Source organism: Rhodobacteraceae bacterium IMCC1335, from assembly GCA_039640495.1.
Taxonomy (GTDB): Bacteria; Pseudomonadota; Alphaproteobacteria; order Rhodobacterales; family Rhodobacteraceae; genus Thalassovivens.
This window is the reverse complement of record CP046864.1, coordinates 1,454,117-1,474,827: the sequence shown is the minus strand read 5'-3', so window position 1 is coordinate 1,474,827 and position 20,711 is coordinate 1,454,117. Positions and strand designations below refer to the sequence as shown.

The 20,711-nt window shown below is 52.8% G+C and carries 21 protein-coding genes; 6 read left to right on the top strand and 15 right to left on the bottom strand.

The genetic code is table 11. From position 1 onward, the window contains the following. Positions 1–11: 11 nt before the first annotated feature. On the bottom strand, positions 12–584 hold the full coding sequence (locus GN241_07050; GenBank protein XAT57142.1) for a hypothetical protein: 573 nt from the start codon (positions 582–584) through the stop codon (positions 12–14). Positions 585–646: 62 nt separating this feature from the next. Between GN241_07050 and hemB the strand changes: the two genes are divergently transcribed. The 3 genes from hemB to gyrA all read left to right on the top strand — a co-directional run bounded on the left by hemB (position 647) and on the right by gyrA (position 5,197). Next, the gene (gene hemB / locus GN241_07045; protein XAT57141.1) at positions 647–1,651 is read left to right on the top strand and encodes a porphobilinogen synthase; all 1,005 of its coding nucleotides are present in this window, start codon (positions 647–649) and stop codon (positions 1,649–1,651) included. Between the two features lie 132 nt (positions 1,652–1,783). Next, on the top strand, positions 1,784–2,332 hold the full coding sequence (locus GN241_07040; protein XAT59212.1) for a twin-arginine translocation pathway signal: 549 nt from the start codon (positions 1,784–1,786) through the stop codon (positions 2,330–2,332). Between the two features lie 120 nt (positions 2,333–2,452). Next, complete coding sequence (gyrA, locus tag GN241_07035) at positions 2,453–5,197, top strand: DNA gyrase subunit A (protein ID XAT57140.1); 2,745 nt, start codon at positions 2,453–2,455, stop codon at positions 5,195–5,197. Between the two features lie 47 nt (positions 5,198–5,244). Here gyrA and GN241_07030 read toward each other — a convergent pair whose 3' ends face one another. The 3 genes from GN241_07030 to GN241_07020 form a co-directional block, all read right to left on the bottom strand. Next, positions 5,245–6,729, bottom strand: a complete 1,485-nt coding sequence (locus tag GN241_07030; GenBank protein ID XAT57139.1) for a carboxypeptidase M32 — start codon at positions 6,727–6,729, stop codon at positions 5,245–5,247. Between the two features lie 3 nt (positions 6,730–6,732). Beyond that, positions 6,733–7,881 carry a heme A synthase gene (locus tag GN241_07025; protein ID XAT57138.1) on the bottom strand — a complete coding sequence of 383 codons (1,149 nt, stop codon included), beginning with the start codon at positions 7,879–7,881 and terminating at the stop codon, positions 6,733–6,735. Positions 7,882–7,942: 61 nt separating this feature from the next. After that, positions 7,943–8,689: a TrmJ/YjtD family RNA methyltransferase gene (locus GN241_07020; protein ID XAT57137.1), complete on the bottom strand. Its 747-nt coding sequence runs from the start codon at positions 8,687–8,689 to the stop codon at positions 7,943–7,945. Positions 8,690–8,823: 134 nt separating this feature from the next. On the opposite strand from GN241_07020, the gene GN241_07015 reads away from it, so the two are divergent. Next, a complete protein-coding gene (locus GN241_07015; protein XAT57136.1) occupies positions 8,824–9,453 on the top strand; it encodes a thiamine phosphate synthase in 630 nt (209 codons plus the stop codon). Here GN241_07015 and GN241_07010 read toward each other — a convergent pair. The 3 genes from GN241_07010 to GN241_07000 all read right to left on the bottom strand — a co-directional run bounded on the left by GN241_07010 (position 9,425) and on the right by GN241_07000 (position 11,356). Further along, positions 9,425–10,276, bottom strand: a complete 852-nt coding sequence (locus tag GN241_07010) for a 1-acyl-sn-glycerol-3-phosphate acyltransferase (protein ID XAT57135.1) — start codon at positions 10,274–10,276, stop codon at positions 9,425–9,427. The two genes, GN241_07015 and GN241_07010, sit on opposite strands and share 29 nt — an antisense overlap. Further along, positions 10,273–11,055: a GNAT family N-acetyltransferase gene (locus GN241_07005; GenBank protein XAT59211.1), complete on the bottom strand. Its 783-nt coding sequence runs from the start codon at positions 11,053–11,055 to the stop codon at positions 10,273–10,275. The genes GN241_07010 and GN241_07005 overlap by 4 nt, the downstream gene beginning before the upstream one ends. A 115-nt stretch (positions 11,056–11,170) precedes the next feature. Further along, complete coding sequence (locus tag GN241_07000) at positions 11,171–11,356, bottom strand: DUF3553 domain-containing protein (GenBank protein XAT57134.1); 186 nt, start codon at positions 11,354–11,356, stop codon at positions 11,171–11,173. A 30-nt stretch (positions 11,357–11,386) separates the two neighbouring features. Between GN241_07000 and GN241_06995 the strand changes: the two genes are divergently transcribed. Further along, a complete protein-coding gene (locus GN241_06995) occupies positions 11,387–11,995 on the top strand; it encodes a histidine phosphotransferase (protein XAT57133.1) in 609 nt (202 codons plus the stop codon). Here GN241_06995 and GN241_06990 read toward each other — a convergent pair. The 8 genes from GN241_06990 to GN241_06955 form a co-directional block, all read right to left on the bottom strand. Then, on the bottom strand, positions 11,985–13,241 hold the full coding sequence (locus GN241_06990) for a glutamate-5-semialdehyde dehydrogenase (GenBank protein XAT57132.1): 1,257 nt from the start codon (positions 13,239–13,241) through the stop codon (positions 11,985–11,987). The genes GN241_06995 and GN241_06990 overlap by 11 nt on opposite strands. Before the next feature lie 15 nt (positions 13,242–13,256). Continuing rightward, positions 13,257–14,363: a glutamate 5-kinase gene (locus tag GN241_06985; protein XAT57131.1), complete on the bottom strand. Its 1,107-nt coding sequence runs from the start codon at positions 14,361–14,363 to the stop codon at positions 13,257–13,259. Next, on the bottom strand, positions 14,351–15,388 hold the full coding sequence (gene obgE, locus GN241_06980) for a GTPase ObgE (protein ID XAT57130.1): 1,038 nt from the start codon (positions 15,386–15,388) through the stop codon (positions 14,351–14,353). Before obgE ends, GN241_06985 begins: the two co-directional genes overlap by 13 nt. An 11-nt stretch (positions 15,389–15,399) precedes the next feature. Continuing rightward, entirely contained in the window at positions 15,400–16,449 is a 1,050-nt protein-coding gene (locus tag GN241_06975; protein ID XAT57129.1) for a GNAT family N-acetyltransferase, read from the bottom strand. 152 nt (positions 16,450–16,601) lie between these two features. Next, positions 16,602–17,201: a LysE family transporter gene (locus GN241_06970; GenBank protein ID XAT57128.1), complete on the bottom strand. Its 600-nt coding sequence runs from the start codon at positions 17,199–17,201 to the stop codon at positions 16,602–16,604. Positions 17,202–17,291: 90 nt separating this feature from the next. Next, positions 17,292–17,561 (bottom strand): 50S ribosomal protein L27, encoded by a 270-nt coding sequence (gene rpmA, locus GN241_06965; GenBank protein ID XAT57127.1) that lies wholly within the window; start codon positions 17,559–17,561, stop codon positions 17,292–17,294. 18 nt (positions 17,562–17,579) lie between these two features. Next, complete coding sequence (locus GN241_06960; protein XAT57126.1) at positions 17,580–18,245, bottom strand: 50S ribosomal protein L21; 666 nt, start codon at positions 18,243–18,245, stop codon at positions 17,580–17,582. Between the two features lie 177 nt (positions 18,246–18,422). Continuing rightward, positions 18,423–19,232, bottom strand: coding sequence for a DUF2059 domain-containing protein (locus GN241_06955; GenBank protein ID XAT57125.1), 810 nt, complete (start codon positions 19,230–19,232; stop codon positions 18,423–18,425). Positions 19,233–19,630: 398 nt separating this feature from the next. Between GN241_06955 and GN241_06950 the strand changes: the two genes are divergently transcribed. Then, positions 19,631–20,707, top strand: a complete 1,077-nt coding sequence (locus tag GN241_06950) for a 2'-deoxycytidine 5'-triphosphate deaminase (GenBank protein XAT57124.1) — start codon at positions 19,631–19,633, stop codon at positions 20,705–20,707. Positions 20,708–20,711 lie beyond the last annotated feature (4 nt).

Below are 20,711 nucleotides of genomic sequence, written 5' to 3'. Positions count from 1 at the left end.
CCCGTCTTTTTTCATAGGACCAGCTTGTTTATATTGAAAATCATCCCCCAGAACGCCGTCAGGAAAAGCGTGAGCACGCCGATACAAAACGTCCAAAACCGGATCCATCGGAGTTTTGTATAGACCTGCGCGAAATCGGGCCGGGTGCCGATAATACTGCGGGCAAAACGCACGCGCAAGAGCAATACAGGCCAAAGCGGCACCACTAATAGAAAGACAGCCTGCAGCGGCTCATTGCTATATCCAAAGGCTGCCACTGCCCAAAACCCCACCGCGAATCCAGCCCCCAATGCCAAGCCCAAGCGAATAGTTGCAATGGCGGGGGGGGCCACACGCTGCGCCTGCGCAAACAGCCGAGTTAAAGCTTCCTCTTGCGCATCTGCATCAGCCTTGGCCGCGCGCTGTAAATCGGAAAAGGGAATGCCCAGGATATATTGGCTGGTCACCGCCCAAACAAGCACAAGGATAACCCAGAACCAAACGCTGGTAAAAGCTGTAAAATCAAGGTTATCAATGAGTAGCACGATAATTTTCTCTGGGTTTCCGCGAATAAGCGCATCGAATACGCAGCGCTTTATGCGCAATCAATCTCTTGCTCGGCTGCTTGTTACATGCCACGATGTGGCCGGTCAACTGGAGGATCATAATGGCATCGAACCCAATCGCAGCATTTCCCGCCAGCCGCTTTCGCCGCGCGCGGCAATCGGCAGCCACGCGCGCGCTCATCCGCGAGAACACGTTGAGCGTGGGAGATCTCATCTGGCCGGTATTTGTCTGCGATGGCCAAAATATCGAGCAACCCGTGGTCTCGATGCCGGGGGTTGTCCGGCGCAGCGTTGATAAAGTGGTTGAGGCAGCAAAATGGGCCGCTGGATTGGGGATTCCGGCAATTTGCCTATTTCCTTACACGGATCCCGCGTTGAAAACGCAGGATTGCGCAGAAGCGTGGAACCCCGAAAACCTTTCAAATCGCGCAACGCGCGCGATCAAGGACGCGGTGCCAGAGATCGCCATTATGACCGATGTCGCGTTGGATCCCTATAATATCAACGGCCATGACGGTTTTGTTATCGATGGCAAAGTGGAAAACGATTCAACGCTTGAAGCGCTTGTAAAACAGGCGCTCTCGCAAGCGGAAGCCGGCGCAGATATCATTGGGCCCTCCGATATGATGGACGGCCGCATTGGGGTCTTGCGCCAAGCGCTTGAGCAGGCGGGCCATCAAGATGTTATACTTTTGTCTTATGCGGCGAAATTTGCCAGCGGGTTTTATGGCCCGTTTCGCGACGCGGTCGGCGCTGCGGGTGCCTTAAAGGGCGATAAATCCACCTATCAAATGGATCCAGCCAATTCAGATGAAGCCCTGCGCCAAGTGGCCAGAGACCTCTCGGAGGGCGCCGATATGGTTATGATAAAACCAGGCATGCCTTATTTGGATATCTGTCGACGGGTCAAAGATAAATTTGGCGCCCCAACATATGCGTATCAAGTGTCTGGCGAATACGCGATGTTGCAAGGTGCGATCGAAAATGGCTGGCTTGACAGTGATAAGGTCATTTTGGAAAGCCTGATGGCCTTTAAACGCGCAGGCTGTGACGGTATTTTAACCTATTATGCGCCCTATGCGGCCCAAAAACTCAAGGGAATGTGAATGAAATCTAGGATGACAAACTGCGTAAGACAGGCTAGAGACTGAGGCAATCCGGTACCCTTATAAATCGAGCAAAATAACATGAACAAGCTGACCTCAAAACTACGTCTCTTTGCAAGCCTCTTTGCCACAATGCTTGTGTTAAACGGCTGCGCGGCGGCGCTTGTTGATACCGAGGCTTTAAAGGAAGAAGCCGCTTTTTTAAAAGAAGATGCCACCAAAATTGATGCCAGAGTAGACGCCACGCTCGAGCAGCTTTATCAAACCCACCCCCATACGCAGGACTTAAGCCAACGCGCCGCGGGTATTTTGATCATGCCTCTGATAACCGAAGCTAGTTTTGGAATTGGCGGCTCTTACGGGCGCGGGGCCCTGCGCACGGAAGGAGAGACGATCGAATATTATTCTATGGCCTCCGCCGGCTATGGCTGGCAGCTGGGCGCGCAACAATATGCGCATGCGTTATTTTTCATGAGCTCGAAAGCGTTAAACGATTTTCGTAATTCCGACGGTTGGACTGTAGGCGGCGATATTGACTATGCGTTTCAGGGCGAAGGTGAGTCGATCCGGCTTGACACCACCACGCTGAATGCCCCCGTGATCGCGGTGGTTTTTGGCCAAGCCGGTCTGAAATTCGGAGTCAGCCTAGAAGGGGCAAAATACACGCGCATTCTGCCCTAAATCTTGCAGAAATTACCGTCTTTGACTGAATGAAACAGCCTCTGCCATTGCGCAGTATATGGTTGTTCTGCTAAGGTTAACTCACAAGATTTAGATTAGGCATCGAAAAGAGCAGTTTATTTGACCGACACGCCAGAAACCCCCGAAGCCACCGAAGAAACGCCCCCGCAACGCGCTGTCTATGACGGGCCCAGCGTTTCGATCGCGGAGGAAATGAAAACCGCGTATCTTGACTACGCGATGAGCGTGATCGTCAGCCGCGCGATCCCGGATCTGCGCGATGGATTAAAGCCGGTGCATCGCCGGATTTTATACGCCATGCATGAAACCGGCAATACGCATGATAAATCCTATCGCAAATCAGCCCGCCCCGTGGGGGACGTCATGGGTAAATATCACCCGCATGGCGACAGCGCGATTTATGATGCGTTGGTGCGCATGGCGCAAGATTTCTCAATGTCGCTGCCGCTGCTGGATGGCCAGGGCAATTTTGGCTCTATGGACGGGGATAATGCCGCCGCAATGCGCTATACCGAAGTGCGCATGGACAAGCCCGCATCATTCTTATTGGCCGATATCGATAAGGATACTGTCAATTTTCAAGATAATTACGATGGCAAAGACCGCGAGCCAACCGTGCTTCCAGCCCGATTTCCGAATATGCTGGTCAATGGCGCGGGGGGCATTGCCGTTGGCATGGCCACCAATATCCCGCCGCATAACTTGGGCGAAGTGATCGATGCCACTTTGGCTTTGATCGAGAATCCCGACCTCACCAGCGAAGAATTAATGGGTTATGTACCGGGGCCCGATTTTCCGACCGGCGGCATCATGCTTGGCCGTTCGGGCGCGCGCAAAGCGTATTTAGAGGGGCGCGGCAGCGTTATCATCCGTTCGAAAACCCGCGTCGAAGAAATTCGAAAAGACCGATTTGCCATCATCATCTATGAAATCCCTTATCAAGTAAACAAAGCCGCGATGATTGAAAAAATCGCTGAACAGGTGCGCGAAAAGAAACTCGAAGGCATCTCGCATGTGCAAGATGAAAGCGACCGAATCGGGGTTCGGGTTGTGATCGAATTGAAACGCGATGCAACCGCAGAGGTTGTTTTGAACCAACTGTTCCGCTTCACCCCGATGCAAACCTATTTTGGCTGCAATATGTTGGCGTTAAACGGGGGGCGGCCAGAGCAGTTAACGTTGCGTTCGTTCTTAACCAATTTCATCGCCTTTCGCGAAGATGTTGTGGCGCGCAGAACCGCGTTTGAGCTGCGCAAAGCGCGCGAACGCAGCCATATCCTATGCGGGCTGGCCGCGGCCGTTTCAAACGTTGATGAAGTTGTAGCGACCATTCGCAGCTCGGTTGACGCCGCGGATGCGCGCGCCAAATTGATGACGCGGGCATGGCCGGCAGAAGAGATACTTGAATATATTAAACTAATCGATGATCCGACCCATCCTGTGAATGCGGATGGCACCTATCATTTATCAGAAGTGCAAGCCCGAGCGATCCTTGAATTGCGCCTTCAACGCCTGACCCAAATTGGGGTAAAAGAAGTAACGGATGAATTGCAGGAATTGGCGGGAAAAATCCGCGAATATCTTGAAATTCTGGGCTCGCGTGACCGTATTATGGCGATCATCACGGATGAGCTGAACAGCGTGAAAGAGCAATTTGCGGTTCCGCGCCGTACAGAGATTATCGAATGGTCCGGGGATCTGGATGACGAGGATCTGATTGAGCGCGAAGATATGGTGGTGACGATTACCTCTGGGGGCTATATCAAACGCACCCCATTGGTGGATTTTCGCGCCCAGCGCCGCGGCGGCAAAGGCCTATCGGGCATGCAAACCAAAGATGAAGATTTGGTCACCTCGCTCTTCGTGGCAAATACCCATACCCAATTGTTGTTTTTTACGACCGATGGCATGGCCTATAAGCTGAAAACATGGCGTCTGCCCCAAGGCGGGCGTACCTCAAAGGGCAAGGCTGTAGTGAATATTCTGCCCATTCCAACCGGCGTTTCGATCGCCGCAATCATGCCGGTTGATATTCCCGAAGAGGATTGGGAAAACGTGCAAATCATTTTCGCCACCTCGGCCGGCGATGTGCGCCGCAATGCGCTGTCTGATTTCACCAATGTCCGCGCCAATGGCAAGATCGCCATGGATCTGCCAGATAATGTCGCGCTGGTAAACGCGCGCATCGCAACCCAAGATGATGATGTGATGTTGGTCACTAAATCAGGCCGGGCGATCCGCTTTTCCACCAACGCGGTGCGGGTTTTCAAAGGGAGGAAATCCACCGGTGTGCGCGGCGTGCGCCTCACTGGCGATGACTGCGTTGTCTCGATGTCGATCCTACGCCATTTTGAAGCCAGTTCAGATGAGCGCGCCGCCTATCTGAAGATGCGCCGCGCCGTCGCCGGAATGGTTGATGACGAAGGGGCTGGCACTGAAGATGAAGAGGTGAGCGCCAACGCAACCATCAGCCCTGAACGCTATGCCGAAATGTCAGCCGCCGAGAACCTGATCTTAACGATTAGCAGCCGCGGCTCGGGAAAACTGTCCTCTAGCCATGATTATCCCGTCCGTGGCCGAGGCGGGATGGGCGTTGCTGCGATGGATAAAGCGATGCGGGGCGGTGATTTAGTTGCCAGCTTCCCAGTCGATTTGGAAGATCAGATCATGCTGGCAACGTCAAAAGGCCAATCCATCCGGGTGCCCATTGAAGGTATTTCTTTCCGCTCGCGCAGCGCCGGCGGCGTGAAAATTTTCAACACAGGCAGCAACGAAGAAGTAGTTTCCGTCGCCCGAATTGTCGAGCAATCAGAGGAAGAAGAAGCCCCGCAAAGCGAGGCTTAAATTCTAAATCCGCAAAGCGGCCCTGCTTAAACACGATTTGCACCTTTCTATGCCAAATCATAGAGGTCTGAAAACTTTGCCTCGATATAGCGCAGGAATGCAGCTTCAGATGGTGCCTCGCCGCAAGCGGCAGTCATCAATTCATGTGCTGGCAAAAGATTACCGTATTGTTGCACATTCTGTTTCAGCCATGCACAGGCAGGTCCTAAATTGCCTGCAGCTAAATCTGTATCTAAATTTGGACAGGCCGATTGCAGGCTTTCATACAGGCACCCCGCATAGACATTGCCCAAGGAATAAGTTGGGAAATAACCAAATAACCCAATTGACCAATGCACATCCTGCAGCATCCCATGCGACGGGCGATCAACCGCATATCCAAAATCTGACAAAAACCGGTCATTCCAAGCCGCTTCAAGGTCCGACACTGCAAGCTGTCCAGACAACAAATCACGCTCGAGATCAAACCGCATCATCACGTGCAAATTATATTGCAATTCATCGGCTTCGGTTCGGATATACCCACCACTGACACGATTCACCGCTTGATAAAACTGCCGCTCAGAGGCCACGCCAAAAGAGCCAAACGCGTCGCGCATCCGGCCATAAAGAAAGCTGGTGAAGGCTTCAGAGCGGCCCAGTTGATTTTCACAAATGCGGCTTTGACTTTCATGAACCCCCATCGAGCAGCCATGCCCAATCGGCGTAAAGCCATAAGATTGATCTATATTCTGCTCATAATTACCGTGACCCACCTCATGAATGGTCGAATAAAAACACCCTAACGGATCACTGGAGTCGGTGCGTGTGGTAATCCGTACATCCGCGCCAGTTCCAGAACAAAACGGATGCACCGCCCTATCGATTCGTCCACACGCCATGTTATAGCCAAAGCATTCTGCCAGCTCCTGGCTCAGTTTCAACTGTAACTGCGGATCAAATTGTCCCTCCAATTCAGGCGCAGGCGGGCGCTCAAGCACCGCGGAGCGCAGCGCGACCAATGGGCTGCGCAAAGCCTCAAACATTATTGAAATTTCAGCCGTGCTGCCATCAGGTTCATAATCCTTAAGCAACGCGTCATATAAGCTGAGCCCTGTGCCATCGGCCAAAGCGGCGGCCTCTTGCTGGCGCAGTGCAACCACTTCGGCCAATATCGGCGTGAAATCTTCAACCGCCTCATCCGCGCGCGCTTGGGCCCATATATGTTGCGATTTTGAGGTTAATCCGGCCAAAGCCACCGATATCTCTGCCGGCACTTTGCAATTACGTTGATAGGATTTCCCAATCAACTGCACTTGCCGCTGTTCTGAGGCGGCTAGTTTTGTTTGGCGCGCTGCGGCCAGCAACTCACCCAATTTGGAGCTGCTGCGCCGGGCATGCAAGGTCTTTTCAAGCGCGGCTGATTCCTGTGAGCGGTCTGAAATAGCGCCTGACGGCATCATCGTTTCTTGATCCCAGTCAAGACGCGCCGCAATTTTTGACAAGGCCTCTGTTTGATGCTGATATTCCATCAAAATTTGATAGGCGCTCATGATTTAGGCTCCTTTTATGAATTGCTCAGGCGGATATCCAGCCAAGAAACGGGCCCGAATAACCAAAACCCAAAGCGCAATACCTCCCAATTGGTGCAGAATCGCCAAGGACCAAGGCGCCGAATGCATCACAGTGACAATGCCCAACACCATCTGAAGCACGAGCATACCCATCACCCAAGCATAGCCAGAGCGCACCACGCTATTTCCCGATTTGCGCGACCGCCTCCATACCACCACGCCAAAGATAAAGAGCAGATAACCCGACATCCGGTGAATAAATTGCACCAAACCATCATCTTCGAAAAAATTGCGCCACCAAGGCGTAAGGCTGAATGGATCAGGGGGGAAAAACCCGCCCGCCATGAAAGGCCAGTCGATATAATTGCGCCCCGCATCAATTCCCGCCACCAGCGCCCCGATCAAAATTTGCAAAAAGGTAAAATGCATCAACCCGGTGCTCATGGAAAATAGACGCTCTTTACGTCTGCGGCGCTGTTGCAAAAGCGCTCTCTCTGAAAGGCTGAGCGAGAGCGCAAACCAAGCTATGAAACCCAAGATAACAAAGGCCAACCCCAGATGCGTTGCCAAGCGATAGCTGGCCACATCCAAACGCTCGCCAGTTAGGCCACTGGCCACCATCCACCACCCAATCGCCCCTTGCATGCCGCCCAAAACACCCAGCAACAATAAACGGCCAGTCCACCCAGTGGGGATTTTACGGGCGGCGAAAAACACCGCAAATCCAACCGCCCAAACCAAACCAATCACCCGGCCCAATTGCCGATGCCCCCATTCCCACCAGTAAATAAATTGAAATTCCACTAGGCTCATGCCTTTGTTTTGAAGTTCATATTCGGGAATGGCTTTGTATTTGTCGAACTCGCTCTGCCATGCCTCGGCAGATAAGGGGGGCAACGCCCCGGAAACGGGTTTCCATTCGGTGATGCTTAAGCCGCTATCGGTCAGGCGCGTCAGTCCCCCGACCAGGATCATCGTCACCACCAAAGCAAATAAAAGATACAACCAGATCCGGATCCAAGACCGGGCTCCGGCGCCACGACCTTGGTCAATCATACCCTGAACCGGCGCTGTATCAGTTGCTGCGCTCTGCGATCCAACCTCTTCAAATATCGATCTTTTATCATTCATCTGCGTAAAAAACCCTTATTATAACATGCTAAAATTTAGACTAAGAAAGAGGCTGTTCAAGTCAGTCTTGGCCTTTGGTACCCCGCACCAATTGCCGCAGCACCCCATGCAACATTTGCACATCCGCGCGGGTCAGCGTAAAGCGAGACCACATATTCCGCAAATTCACCTTCATCCCGGGTGCCTTGGCCTCGGGAAAGAAAAACCCAGCATCCTCAAGCCGCTCTTCATAATGTTGGGCCAACTTTTCAACCTCAATCGCCTCTGCCCATTGGGTTTTTGCCAGTTCCATGCGCACCAGCTCAACCTGCCCCTGCGCGCGGCGCCACTCATAGGCCATCAGCAACACGCATTGCGCCAAATTCAGCGATGGAAAATCAGGATTCACCGGCACCGATATCAACGCATTTGCCCCCGCGATATCTTCATTTTCCAACCCCGCGCGCTCTGGGCCAAACAACACGGCTACTTTTTGCCCCTGAGCGAGTTTTTCCGCGGCTTGGCGCATCGCCTCTTCCGGCGCTAAAATTGGCTTGGTTAAGCCGCGGCCGCGCGCTGTTGTGGCAAAAATAAAATTGGCGTCGCCCACCGCTTCAGAGACCCCATCAAAATGCTGCGCCGCATCCAGCAACCGGCCCGCGCCACTGGCCATCGCCACCGCCCGCGTGCTGGGCCAGCCATCGCGCGGCGCAACCACGCGCATTTTCTCCAAACCAAAATTCCACATCGCACGGGCGGATGCGCCGATATTTTCGCCCATTTGCGGGCGGACCAAAACAAAATAGGGTTGACGCTGTGACTCAGGCACGGCTTAAGCCTCCTTACATAATGGCCTTGCTCTACGCCAGAAAGACGAGGGTTTAAAGCCCCATAGCAGAGATCAGCCATAGTCACCGCAGGCAAATCGCGTTAGCCTTATAAAAAACACTTGGAGTCCAAAACATGGCCGAAAACGAGCAGCCGCAGACCTACCTGATTAGCCCGCCCGAATTTGAATTAAGCAGCTATGCAGATTTACTATCACGAATGCTAGATCTACATGAGATCGCTTGCGTGCGCCTGGCAATGAGCACTCGAGATGAAGGCATGATTGGCAAAGCTGCCGATACCTTGCGCGAAATTTGTCACAGCCGCGATGTGCCGTTGGTGCTGCAAAGCCATTTTTTTCTGGTTGAGCGTTTCGGCCTTGATGGTGTGCATCTCACTGATGGCGCCCGCTCAATACGCTCGGCGCGCACCGAACTGGGCAAAGACGCAATCGTTGGCGCCTTTTGTGGTATCTCGCGCCATGAAGGGTTAAATGCCGGCGAGGCCGGCGCGGATTACGTCTGTTTCGGCCCGTTAAACGAAAATGACCTGAACGCAGGAGATATCGCCGAGCCAGAGCTATTCGCCTGGTGGAGCGAAATGATTGAAATACCGATTGTGGCAGAAGGCGGGCTGGAGGCCACGAAAATTCTTCAACTCAAAACCTGCGCCGATTTCTTTGCCTATGCCGAAGAAATTTGGCAGCAGGAGGATCCAATTGCGGCCTTAGGAGCGCTTATTCACGCGCAACAGGCGCATGGGTGAGCGTGCGCTCATGTGTAACGCGTATATCCGCCTCTAATGCGCCAGCCAAATCTTTGCGAGATGAAAAATCCGCGACGCGACGCGGCGCATTGAAACAAAGCTCAACGCGCCCATGCCGCCAAACGCTGAGCGTTTTGATGAAATGAGTGCCAAATTCCATATCACCCCACCATCCATAAAACGCCGCTGGGCGCTCTGGTGGCGCAAAAAAAGCCACGCTCACGGGTTGAACCCAAAGTTCTGTGCAGGCGTCATCAGAGGCAAAAAACGCTTCAAACAAGCTTGACTTAAAAGGTAAAATACGCAGCCCATCCGTTGAGGTTCCTTCGGGGAAGAACATTAAACGATGGCCATTTTGTAATCTGGCGCGAAACATTTCTGTTTGTTGCGCGGCATCCTGCCGGCTGCGGCGAATAAAAACGGTGCCAGTGGCCCGCGCCAACCATCCAATTAAAGGCCAGGCCGAGACTTCTGCTTTAGATACAAAATAAACCCGTGCGCAGCTGTTCAATACGAAGATATCCAGCCATGAACTGTGATTGGCAACAAAAGCGCCCGGGCTGCGCATTGGCATGCCTGTTACGCGGCAAGGCAAACCAATAATACGCAGCGCAAACCGGCAAACGGCCACCGTAATATATGGCGTTAGCGGGCGGTTTTGACCAAAAACCGGGCGTTCCAGGCCTCGGATCAGCACGCTCAGCAGCAGCCCGCCTAAAACGATCGGCGCTAAGCCAAGAAGCCGCACAGCAACAAGCCACCAACCGGCAAAAGAAATGCCTGTTAGTGCCTCAGAATCTTCTGATCCATACCAAGTGTTCATGACTTTAAAAGATCACCCGAATAAAGCACTTTCTGGCGTGTGCTGATACTGTCTCGATCAAGAATAAGACAAACATCAACGGTCTTAAACGCGAAATCGACAAAAGCCCCCTCACCGATATACCCGCCCAGCCGAAGATAGGCTTTAATCAGCGCCGGCATGGCCAACATGGCCGCGCGCCGGTCAATCCTTGCAGATGGGATCAGATCCATCGCCTGAAACGCCTCTGGCCTTGCGGCGACCCGCAGCGCTTCGGGGGCCAAGTGGCGCGCGTGAAGCCAACTTAGAGGTTCCGCCAGTTTCTGCGGATCGGTGCCATGAAAACTGGCCACCCCGAACAGCACTTCGACATTATGCTCTGCCACATAGCGCTGCAAGGCCTGCCATAAATGATACATTGCGAGGCCGCCGCGATACGCCGGATGTACGCAAGAGCGTCCAAGCTCAAGCAGGTTACGCCCAGTGGCGTATAATCTTTGCAGGTCATATTCATCTTCTGAATAGAATTGCCCGATCCGTGCCGCTTGTTCCGAGCGCAAAAGCCTATAGACTCCTATAATCCCACCAAAAGGGCAGTTTTTTCGAGCCTTATCTTTCAAGACAAGATGATCGCAGAAGGGATCAAACCGGTCCATTTCTAGCTCGTTTTGATGATCTATTTCGGCCCCAGAAGCCCCCAACTCTTTCACGAATACAGCGTAGCGCAACCGTTGCGCCGCGCGCAAATCAGGCCTGGTTTCAGCCAATTCTACGACCAAATCAGTGTCACTCTGTAGCATCATCTAGTCGTATCTTTCGCTTATTATGCAAGTTTTGATACAATTTCGTTTCAAATTGACCGGAATCCGGCCCTTACTGATTACAACTATAGGTTTAATGCAGCTTAGATAATCGCTATTCTTGATCATAGACCTGCACAAGCGCAATTTTGGATCCATCAATGACCAACTTACCCATTTCAGAAAAATTCACGGTAATGCGACCGTTTATACGAGATTGTACTTGTCCAACACCCCAATCTGGCTGGCTGGGATGGCGTACCAGCATGCCGGGTTCTAAAAAAAGATTTAAGTCCTCCACCACACCACTCCTGACGCTGAGGCATTACCAATGATACAATCGGCATCTCATCTTGCAAGCTTGATTGGCTCGCGCATATGCCATGACCTGATAAGCCCAATTGGCGCAATACACAACGGGTTAGAGCTGATATCGCTTTCCGGTGCGGTGCAACATGAAGCCGAGATATCTTTAATCACCCAAAGCTGCCAAAATGCTGCCAGCCGCATAAAGTTCTTTCGCGTCGCCTTTGGCGTAAGCGGCAGTGACCGCCAACTTTCAACCGATACTCTGCTGGACATCTTAATGCCGTTAATCAACGGTCCCCGACAAAATTTACACTGGAAAATCCATCGGAGCCTCACCCGCCGCGAAGCACAAGCGCTTTTTCTGGCGATTTTATGTATCGAAACCGCCTTGCCGCTTGGCGGCGAAATATCGGTGACCGAACGCGGCCCGCGGTTAAGCGTTGAGGGTTATTCAACCAAGATCATCGTAGATGCGGCCATTTGGGACCCTTTGACAAATACGAGTCCCAAACACGCCTCGCTGCCAGAGCATGTACAATTTTTGTTTTTGCCCAGCATCGTGCATGAAATCGGCCGCGAATTGAACGTCTGCGTTCAACCAAGCCTAATCAGGATCAATCTTAGCGCCTGACGGCGCCATCCCCGCTGACTAAATATTTAAAGCTGGTCAATTGGGCCGCACCAACGGGCCCACGAGCATGCATTTTTCCGGTCGCGATGCCAATCTCTGCCCCCATGCCAAATTCGCCTCCATCGGCGAATTGCGTCGACGCGTTATGCATCAAAATCGCGCTATCAACCTGTGCAAAGAACCTTTGTTTGGCGGTGTTATCCTCGGTCATAATGCAATCGGTATGGTCCGAGCCAAATTGGCGAATATGAGCAATCGCAGCTTCTATATCGACAACTGATTTGGCGGCAATTGTGCTGGAAAGATATTCTTTACCCCAATCCTCTGCGCTTGCGGCTTGCGTTCCGGAAAACCCATCAATGCCGGCGCCAGCGCGCACCTCAACCCCTGCCTGAATGAGCGCTTGAACAACCTCAAACCCAATGGTGTCTACCACATCCTGATGAATCAACAGGCATTCCGCAGCCCCGCAAATACCCGTGCGGCGGGTTTTCGAATTCAACACGACACTCAGCGTTTTGGCCAAATCAGCTGCCGTATCGATATAAATGTGCACGATACCTTCAAGATGGGCGAAAACCGGCACGCGGGCCTCGCGTTGCACCAAACCAACCAGGCTTTTGCCACCCCTTGGCACCACGACATCAATATAATCGGTCATGGTTAATAAAGCAGCCACCGCCGCCCGATCGCGCGTGGGTACGGTTTGTATTGCCTCTTTAGGCAACCCGGCCGCAACCAAACCCTGGGTCAAACACGCATGGATCGCCGCGGTGCTGTGATGGCTTTCCGAGCCACCACGTAAAATCACCGCATTGCCAGACTTCAAACACAAAGCGCCCGCATCCGCCGTTACATTCGGGCGGCTTTCATAAATCACCCCTATCACGCCAAGCGGCGTTGCCACTTTTTGGATAGATAAGCCGTTCGGGCGCTCCCATTCTTCCAAGATGCGCCCAACAGGATCTTCTTGCTGCGCCACAGCGCGAAGCCCCTCGGCCATTGCCTCGATGCGCGCAGGATCCAACATCAAACGATCAAGCATCGCGTCAGACAACCCCTTATCGCGCCCATAGACGAGATCCAGTTTATTGGCTTCTATAATTTCCGATTGCGCCGCTATTACGGCATCCGCTGCCGCCATCAGGGCCGCGGTTTTCTGCGCGGCGGGCGCATAGGCCAGACTGGCAGCAGCCGTTTTCGCGCGCCGCCCCAGATCTTGCATCATTTGCTGAACTTCACTCATCGCTTGGTCCTTCTTTTAGACAGCCATATCGTTGCGGTGCACCAGCGCGGCGCGGGCAGGATACCCTAAAATAGCTTCAATTTCAGAGGTTTTCAAACCGATCAAAGCCGCCGCCTCTGTCGAAGAATACGAGCTTATTCCAAGCGCTAAGGCAGCGCCATTGGCCAGCGTAATGGCCACGCAATCGCCGCGCTGAAAACTGCCAGACACGCCAGAAACACCCGCTGGCAACAAACTCTTTCCGCTTTCTAACGCCTTTTTTGCCCCCTCATCGATCACGATCTGCCCCAACGGTTTCATCGAGGCAATCCAGCGTTTTCGCGCCGATTGCGGATCCATTTGCGGTGCGAACCACGTGCCGGATTTGGCGGCGTCAAAGCTGGTCAGCGGATGATCCACAAAGCCTGCCGCAATCAGCATCGCGCAGCCTGAACCCGTTGCGGTTTTAGCGGCCATCAGCTTGGTTTTCATGCCACCTTTGGACAGGCCAGAGGTGCCCTCGCCTGCCATCTCTTCAATCTGCGGCGTAATTTCTTTCACAATTTTAAAGCGCCTCGCCGATGGATCACGCTGCGGGTTGGCCGAATAAAACCCATCCACATCGGAGAGCAAAACCAATTGATCCGCACCCACGGTTACCGCCACTTGCGCGGCCAGTCGATCATTATCACCATAGCGAATTTCATCAGTTGCCACGGTATCGTTTTCATTCACGATGGGCACAACGCCTAAGCTAAGCAGAGTTTCCAACGTTGCGCGTGAGTTCAGATAACGCCGTCGATCAGCGCTATCCTCTAAGGTGACCAAAATTTGAGCTGTGGTTATGCCATGCGGGCCCAATACCTCTTCATAAGCGCGGGCCAGTTGAATTTGCCCCACAGCGGCGGCCGCCTGCGATTGCTCAAGTGCAACATCCCCTGCCGACAACCCCAAGACTTTGCGCCCCAAGGCGATCGAACCCGAGGACACCAAAACCACATCACAGCCCCGGGCCTTGAACGCAGCAACATCTGCTGACAATGATTTGAGCCACGCGCTGCGCAAAGCGCCAGTGGTTGGATCCACCAACAAAGCCGATCCAATTTTGACCACAATGCGTTTTGCAGCGCTTAGGGAAGCCATTCCAAATCTTCCTGTTCCACTCTTGTTTCTTGCTTGCGCCCTGCGTCAATTTCATGCCGCAAGACGCGCAACACAGCCTCAACCCCCTCACGGCTGACACCCGACATTAAAAAAACAGGCCCGCCAGCAATTGCTTCCAGCTCAGCTTTGAAAAACGCGCGCTCTTCGTCATCCAACGCGTCAACCTTATTCAGCACTGTCACTCTTGGCTTTTGCGCCAAAGCGCCGCCATATGCCTCAAGTTCTTCTATGATCGTTTTGTAATCATTTAAAAAATCACCCGAGGTTCCATCGATCAAATGCAAAAGAACCGCGCAGCGTTCCACATGCCCCAGAAACAAATCCCCCAAACCACGCCCCTCATGTGCGCCAGCAATCAAACCTGGAATATCAGCCACAACAAACTCGGTATTATCAATCCCAACCACCCCAAGGTTTGGATAAAGCGTGGTGAACGGATAATCTGCGATTTTGGGCCGCGCATTCGATGTGGCCGCCAAAAAGGTTGACTTGCCTGCATTGGGCAGGCCCAAAAGACCTGCATCCGCGATGAGCTTCAACCGCAACCAGATTGTGCGCTCAATCCCCTCTTGCCCGGGATTGGCGCGGCGCGGCGCTTGGTTGGTTGAGGATTTGAAATGCAGGTTTCCAAAACCGCCATTGCCGCCTTTGGCCAAGACAATCCGGTCCCCCACTTCGGTAAGATCCGCAATTACCGTTTCTTGATCTTCATCCAAAATTTCTGTGCCGGCAGGCACCCGCAGCAGGATATCATCGCCCGACGCCCCCGAGCGTTGTTGCCCCATGCCAGCGCCGCCATTATTGGCAAAGAAATGCTGCTGATAACGAAAATCGATCAAGGTGTTAAGCCCGTCAACCGCCTCGGCAATCACGGAGCCGCCTTTGCCCCCATCACCGCCATCAGGCCCGCCATATTCGATATATTTTTCCCGCCGGAAGCTTACGCAGCCACCGCCACCCGAGCCAGAGCGGATATAGACTTTCGTCAGATCTAGAAATTTCATGTTCCGGGTCCTTATGCGGGTCGCATAAGGCGATATCGGGTTATGGGCGCAGGCTCAAGCCTTGCCGCCGATTTTCCCATTTCGCTGGGATGTGACTGCACCGGTATTGGCATAAAACCCGCTTTTTGTATCACGCGCCCCGAGCCGGGATTATCCTTAAAATGCTCTGCAGTGATGGCCTCAAGCGGATAGCGCTGGAATAAAAAGGCACAAAAGGCATTTACTGCCTCGCTCATTAGGCCCTGCCCCCATTGCTTTGGATGTATCGCATATACAAGATCTGCCGCAACCGGTGCGCTCAATGGGGCCGCGCGAAAGCCGATCATCCCGATCACGTTCTGGGTTTTATCCGCAAGCGCAAACATTCCATTCCACGCGCCTTTCCAGCGCGCCGCCTCAATAAACCGCCCCACGAAGCCGCGCGGCAAAGGATGTGGAACAATCGCGAGGTTCCGTGCAACTTGCTTTTGAGCAAGGCAGCCAAACAACGCATCTTGATGTACTTGGGCAAGCGGAAAGATTTGCAACCGCTGCGTTTCGATAAAAACAGGGTTTAAAAAAAACCATTGATCAGGGGTCAACGCCATCGGTTGCAACGGACCCGATTGGCGCAAGGCTTTTGAATAGCTTGCCACCGGCGGACCATTTGGCGCAAAGCCATTTTTTACCAATACACGCATAGAGCGCTGGTTTTGCAATCGCACGCTTGCCAAGAGCGGGCTGGCCTGCGGATCAGAAAAGTATTTTTTCAAAACCAAATCTGCCGCTTCAGAGATCAGGCCTTGGCCCCAAAAGGCCGGATCTAGCCAAAATCCAAAATTTGGATACTCTTCAATCAGAACGATAAATTCTTCCTTCAGCGTGATCGCCCAAACCTGCCGATGTGGATTATCCTGCAGAAGATTGAAAAACCCTTTGGCATCACTTGCGGTATAAGGAAACGGCAAAACCGGCACCCAATAAGAGATGACCGGATCTGCAAGAATACGCACCATCTCGGCGCAATCCTTTGGTTCCAAAGGTCTTAAAACCAAACGGTTTCCGGTTAAACACATACCCATCGCACAGCCTCAAACCAATTCAAACAAAGCACAAATAAAAAAGACGAGCGTCAGCACAATACTAAGACTACTCAGAAAATCCAGAATTTTCTTTGATGAAAAAGGATATAAAAGCCTAACGCTTACTTCGATTTCAGACTTTTTAGCCGCGGCTAGCCTCCAAATAGTAGGGCATAACCCACAAAACCAACGGTCAGCGCCGCAAGAGCGCGCATAAACCAACGTTCGGCGCGCTGGCCTGAGATCAGAGAGGCGATACGATCGCCAAAAAACGTCCAGATTGGGTGGCATATCAGCTGAATACCCATCAACGTAATGGCAATCCAAAACGTGGCTTGCAGACTGGGCGTTCCGGGATCGACAAAACTGGTAAACCCCGCCACGATCATCGCCCAAGCTTTAGGGTTCAGCGGATGTACCCATAAACCGGCGATAAAACCTGGCGCCGCCCCAGCGCCCCGGTTTGTGGATAAACGCATATTCGCAACCCGCCATGCGAGCCAAATAATATAAGCCGCCGAGATGAATTTAAGCGCCACAAACAGGCCAGGCAAACTATCAGATAAGCGCATGAGGCCAAACCCTATCGGCCAAATGATCAGCTGCTTGCCAAGCACCACGCCCGCCACAAACGGCAGGGCCGCGCGGAACCCATAGGCGGCTCCTGTGCTGAGCATGGCCATATTCGCCGGGCCCGGCGTAGCAATTTGTGAGGCGGCAAAGGCCGCAAAGGCACCCAGAGAAACTGCCATTTTTACCCTTCTAAACGCTTTAAGCTAATACCAAAAAAGGGACCGGCCCTGCCGATCCCTCACGTTTCAAAAATAAGGCGGCGATGCCGTTTATTCAGCCGCTTTTGCCGTTGGCAAAACAGAAATAAACGTGCGGCCTTTGAACCCTTTATGAAAGGTCACATTGCCTTCCGTGGTTGCAAAAATTGTGTGATCCTTGCCTTCACCAACGCCTTCACCCGGCCACCATTTATTGCCGCGCTGACGCACAATGATATTGCCAGGGATCGCCAATTGACCACCGTAAAGTTTCACACCAAGGCGACGTCCGTCTGAGTCGCGACCGTTGCGGGATGAACCGCCTGCTTTTTTATGTGCCATCTGATCGTGCTCCTTTTCTTATGCCAAATCTTTGGCTTGGGCGATCCAGCCCTCTTTTTCGATCTTGCCTTTCAACGCCAGTTCGGCATCCACGGAGGCCACATCATCTGCGCTCCATGCTGCGATCTGTGCAAAGCTGGTGACCCCACCGGCAAGCAATTTCTTTTCAAGCGCGGGGCCAACGCCGGATAGTTTCTTCAAATCGTCAGCTGCTTGATCAGCTGCGGGTGCAGCGGCTTTCGCCGGTGCCGCTTTGGCTGGAGCCGCCTTGGCGGCTGCCTTGGCGGGCGCTTTTGCAGTTTTCGGGGCCGCAGTCGCCGCCGGTGCAGATCCTGCGCCTAAGGCCGCTTTTACGCCAGACTTGCCGGCGCCTGAGGCCAGAATTTCAGTGATCCGCAACAGCGTAAGCTGCTGGCGATGCCCTTTGGTGCGCTGCGAGCTGTGCTTCCGGCGGCGCTTTACAAAGTTAATCGTCTTGTCACCTTTGATCTGATCGACCACATCCGCTTGCACAGCAGCATCTGCCACCATAGGCGCCCCAACAACCGGGCTTTCGCCACCAATCATCAGTATATCGTTAAATTGAACTGTTTCCCCAGCATCTGCAGCCAGTTTTTCAACGCGGAGCATATCGCCCGATTGAACTTTATACTGCTTACCACCGGTTTTAAGAACCGCAAACATATAGTCTTCCTTTTATTGCCGCGTTCTTTGGCCTCCCTGTCGGGACGTTTTGGCTGGCAGCCACCTCGAACAGCGCGCCCGATCAGGCGAATGTGAGATCAAATGCAAACGCATCCAACGAAGCCGCGCTTATTGAGCAGTTGTTGTGCAAAGTCAAGGCCCTTGCAGCGGGCTTTTCTATAAATCCTGCGCCGAAAGCGCAGAGGCCGTAAATTGCCCCAGCTGCTGTGCGTTTTCAGTGGTTAATTTATTAAACGTGTCAAACAAGGCCGCGTTCAAGGCCATTCCCTCTGGCGATGTTTGAAACGCAAGATAAGCGGTTAGCTCATCATCGGAAAGCGGCGAATACGCCATATGCATATATCCCAAAAGCCACTCTTCAATTTCTTTGCTCAAGGCTTCTTGATCCGATTGCATCAATGTAAAAATTTGCCCCTGATCAAGCTTTAAAGCCTCGGCCTGTGAAAGGGCCTCCAGAAAGGCAAACCGCGCTTCGAACGCGCCGGCAAGGTTTTGTTTGACCCAATCCATCTCTTTGATCGCAGAGCGCAAAAGCTGCGGCCGCCGTTTGCCCTGAGCTTCGGCCTCAAGCACCAGCTCGATCACATACTCTTCAATGGAAGGATCAGTGATCGCCCGACGCGCGCTTACCTCTAGCTGGCTTACCTGCACCCCCAAATCGCTGTTGTAAAACGCAATGAGCCTGTCAGCTGAGGTTGCAGGCAAGGCCTTTGCAAACATCGCCTTGACCCGCGAGGACAGGCTGTTTTTGTCATAAATCTTGGCAATCGAGGCCCCAAAGCCGCCCCTCGTAACGCCCTGCAGATAGGCGTCTGCGGTGGCGTTTGCATCGGCAAGCCCTTCTTCGCTGACAATCTCCACCAGCTCATCTAAGTACAGCAATTGATAAAGCTGCTCAGAGGGCTGCGCAATCAGCGCCGCACAACTGCTCCAAAACAGCAATAAACTTATCCGAATGATCCGCATTTCAGCCCCCTTACCTCTAGATGAAAACTAATCTAATCGGCGCGAATGGCAATGCTTACATATTCACAGATGTTAAAAGAGCATTTAAGTTCAGCCATCTTGAACCCCGCGCCACTGACCTGCTGCCGTGTTGGTTTGTTTTGCGTTACCAAACGAAAGCGATATCCGTGATATGATCTGCGCGCTGCCGCATTGCATGGCCTGGTTCAGAAATTTGCCGCGTTTTACAACTTGTAAAAAGCCACGATGCAAAATACTTCACTCCAGCGCCAAACCCTTCCTAAACAGTTTCTTTCAGCCGAGAGGTTGAACAGAAAAGAAAAGCCCATTGAGCAGTGGTTCTTTGTGGCATATTCTGATTAAAGAGTTTGACTGAAAACCGCGTTGAAGGAAATGAAATGTCCGGTGTGCTAGCTTGTCAAGAAATTGCGGATTTGATTGAGCGGGGCCGGATTGCATCAGACCCAGACATTATTCCAGCGCAGATCCAACCGGCAAGCCTTGATCTGCGGTTGGGAAACACTGCATGGCGGGTGCGCGCCTCTTTTTTGGCAGGAAAAGACGCCAAGGTTGAGCAGCGCCTGGCAGATTTTGAAATGCATAAAATAGATTTAAGCTCTGGCTATGTTTTGGAAAAGGGCTGCGTTTATGTGGTGCCGTTAATGGAGCGGTTGAACCTGCCCCAAGACGTGCAAGCCGTCACCAACGCCAAAAGCTCGACCGGCCGCCTTGATCTGTTAACGCGCGTGATCACCGATCAAGGCACCGAATTTGACCGGATACCCGCGGGATATCAAGGCCAGCTTTACGCCGAAATTTGCCCTAGATCGTTTTCCGTCTTGGTGCGCCCCGGAATGCGCTTGAACCAAATCAGATTTCGAAGCGGCCAGGCTATTTTATCGGATAGCGAGTTGCTGGAGCTCCATCAGGCTGAAACATTGGTGAATGGTCCAGCGATCATAGATGATGGGTTAGGGTTTTCGGTTGACTTAAAACCGCGTCAGGGCAGTTTGGTCGGATATCGTGCCAAGCCGCATACGGGCGTGATCGATTTGGAACAGATCGGGGCCTATGAGCCGGCAGATTTTTGGGAAGAATTACACAGCCGCAACGGACAAATTATTTTGGATCCCGGCGCGTTTTACATTCTTGTCAGCCAAGAAGCGGTTCATATCCCGCCTGATTATGCCGCCGAAATGGCCCCGTTTCTGGCCATGGTGGGCGAATTTCGGGTGCATTATGCGGGGTTTTTCGATCCGGGCTTTGGCCATGACGCAGCCGGTGGCGGCGGCTCGCGGGGCGTTTTAGAAGTGCGCTGCCATGAGGCCCCGTTTGTGCTTGAACATGGGCAAATCGTGGGGCGGTTGATTTACGAAAGAATGCGCTGCCGGCCCAGCCAGATTTATGGTGCCGGCATTGCGTCGAATTACCAGGGCCAAGGGTTGAAACTTTCCAAACATTTCAAAGCCGCTTGACCGG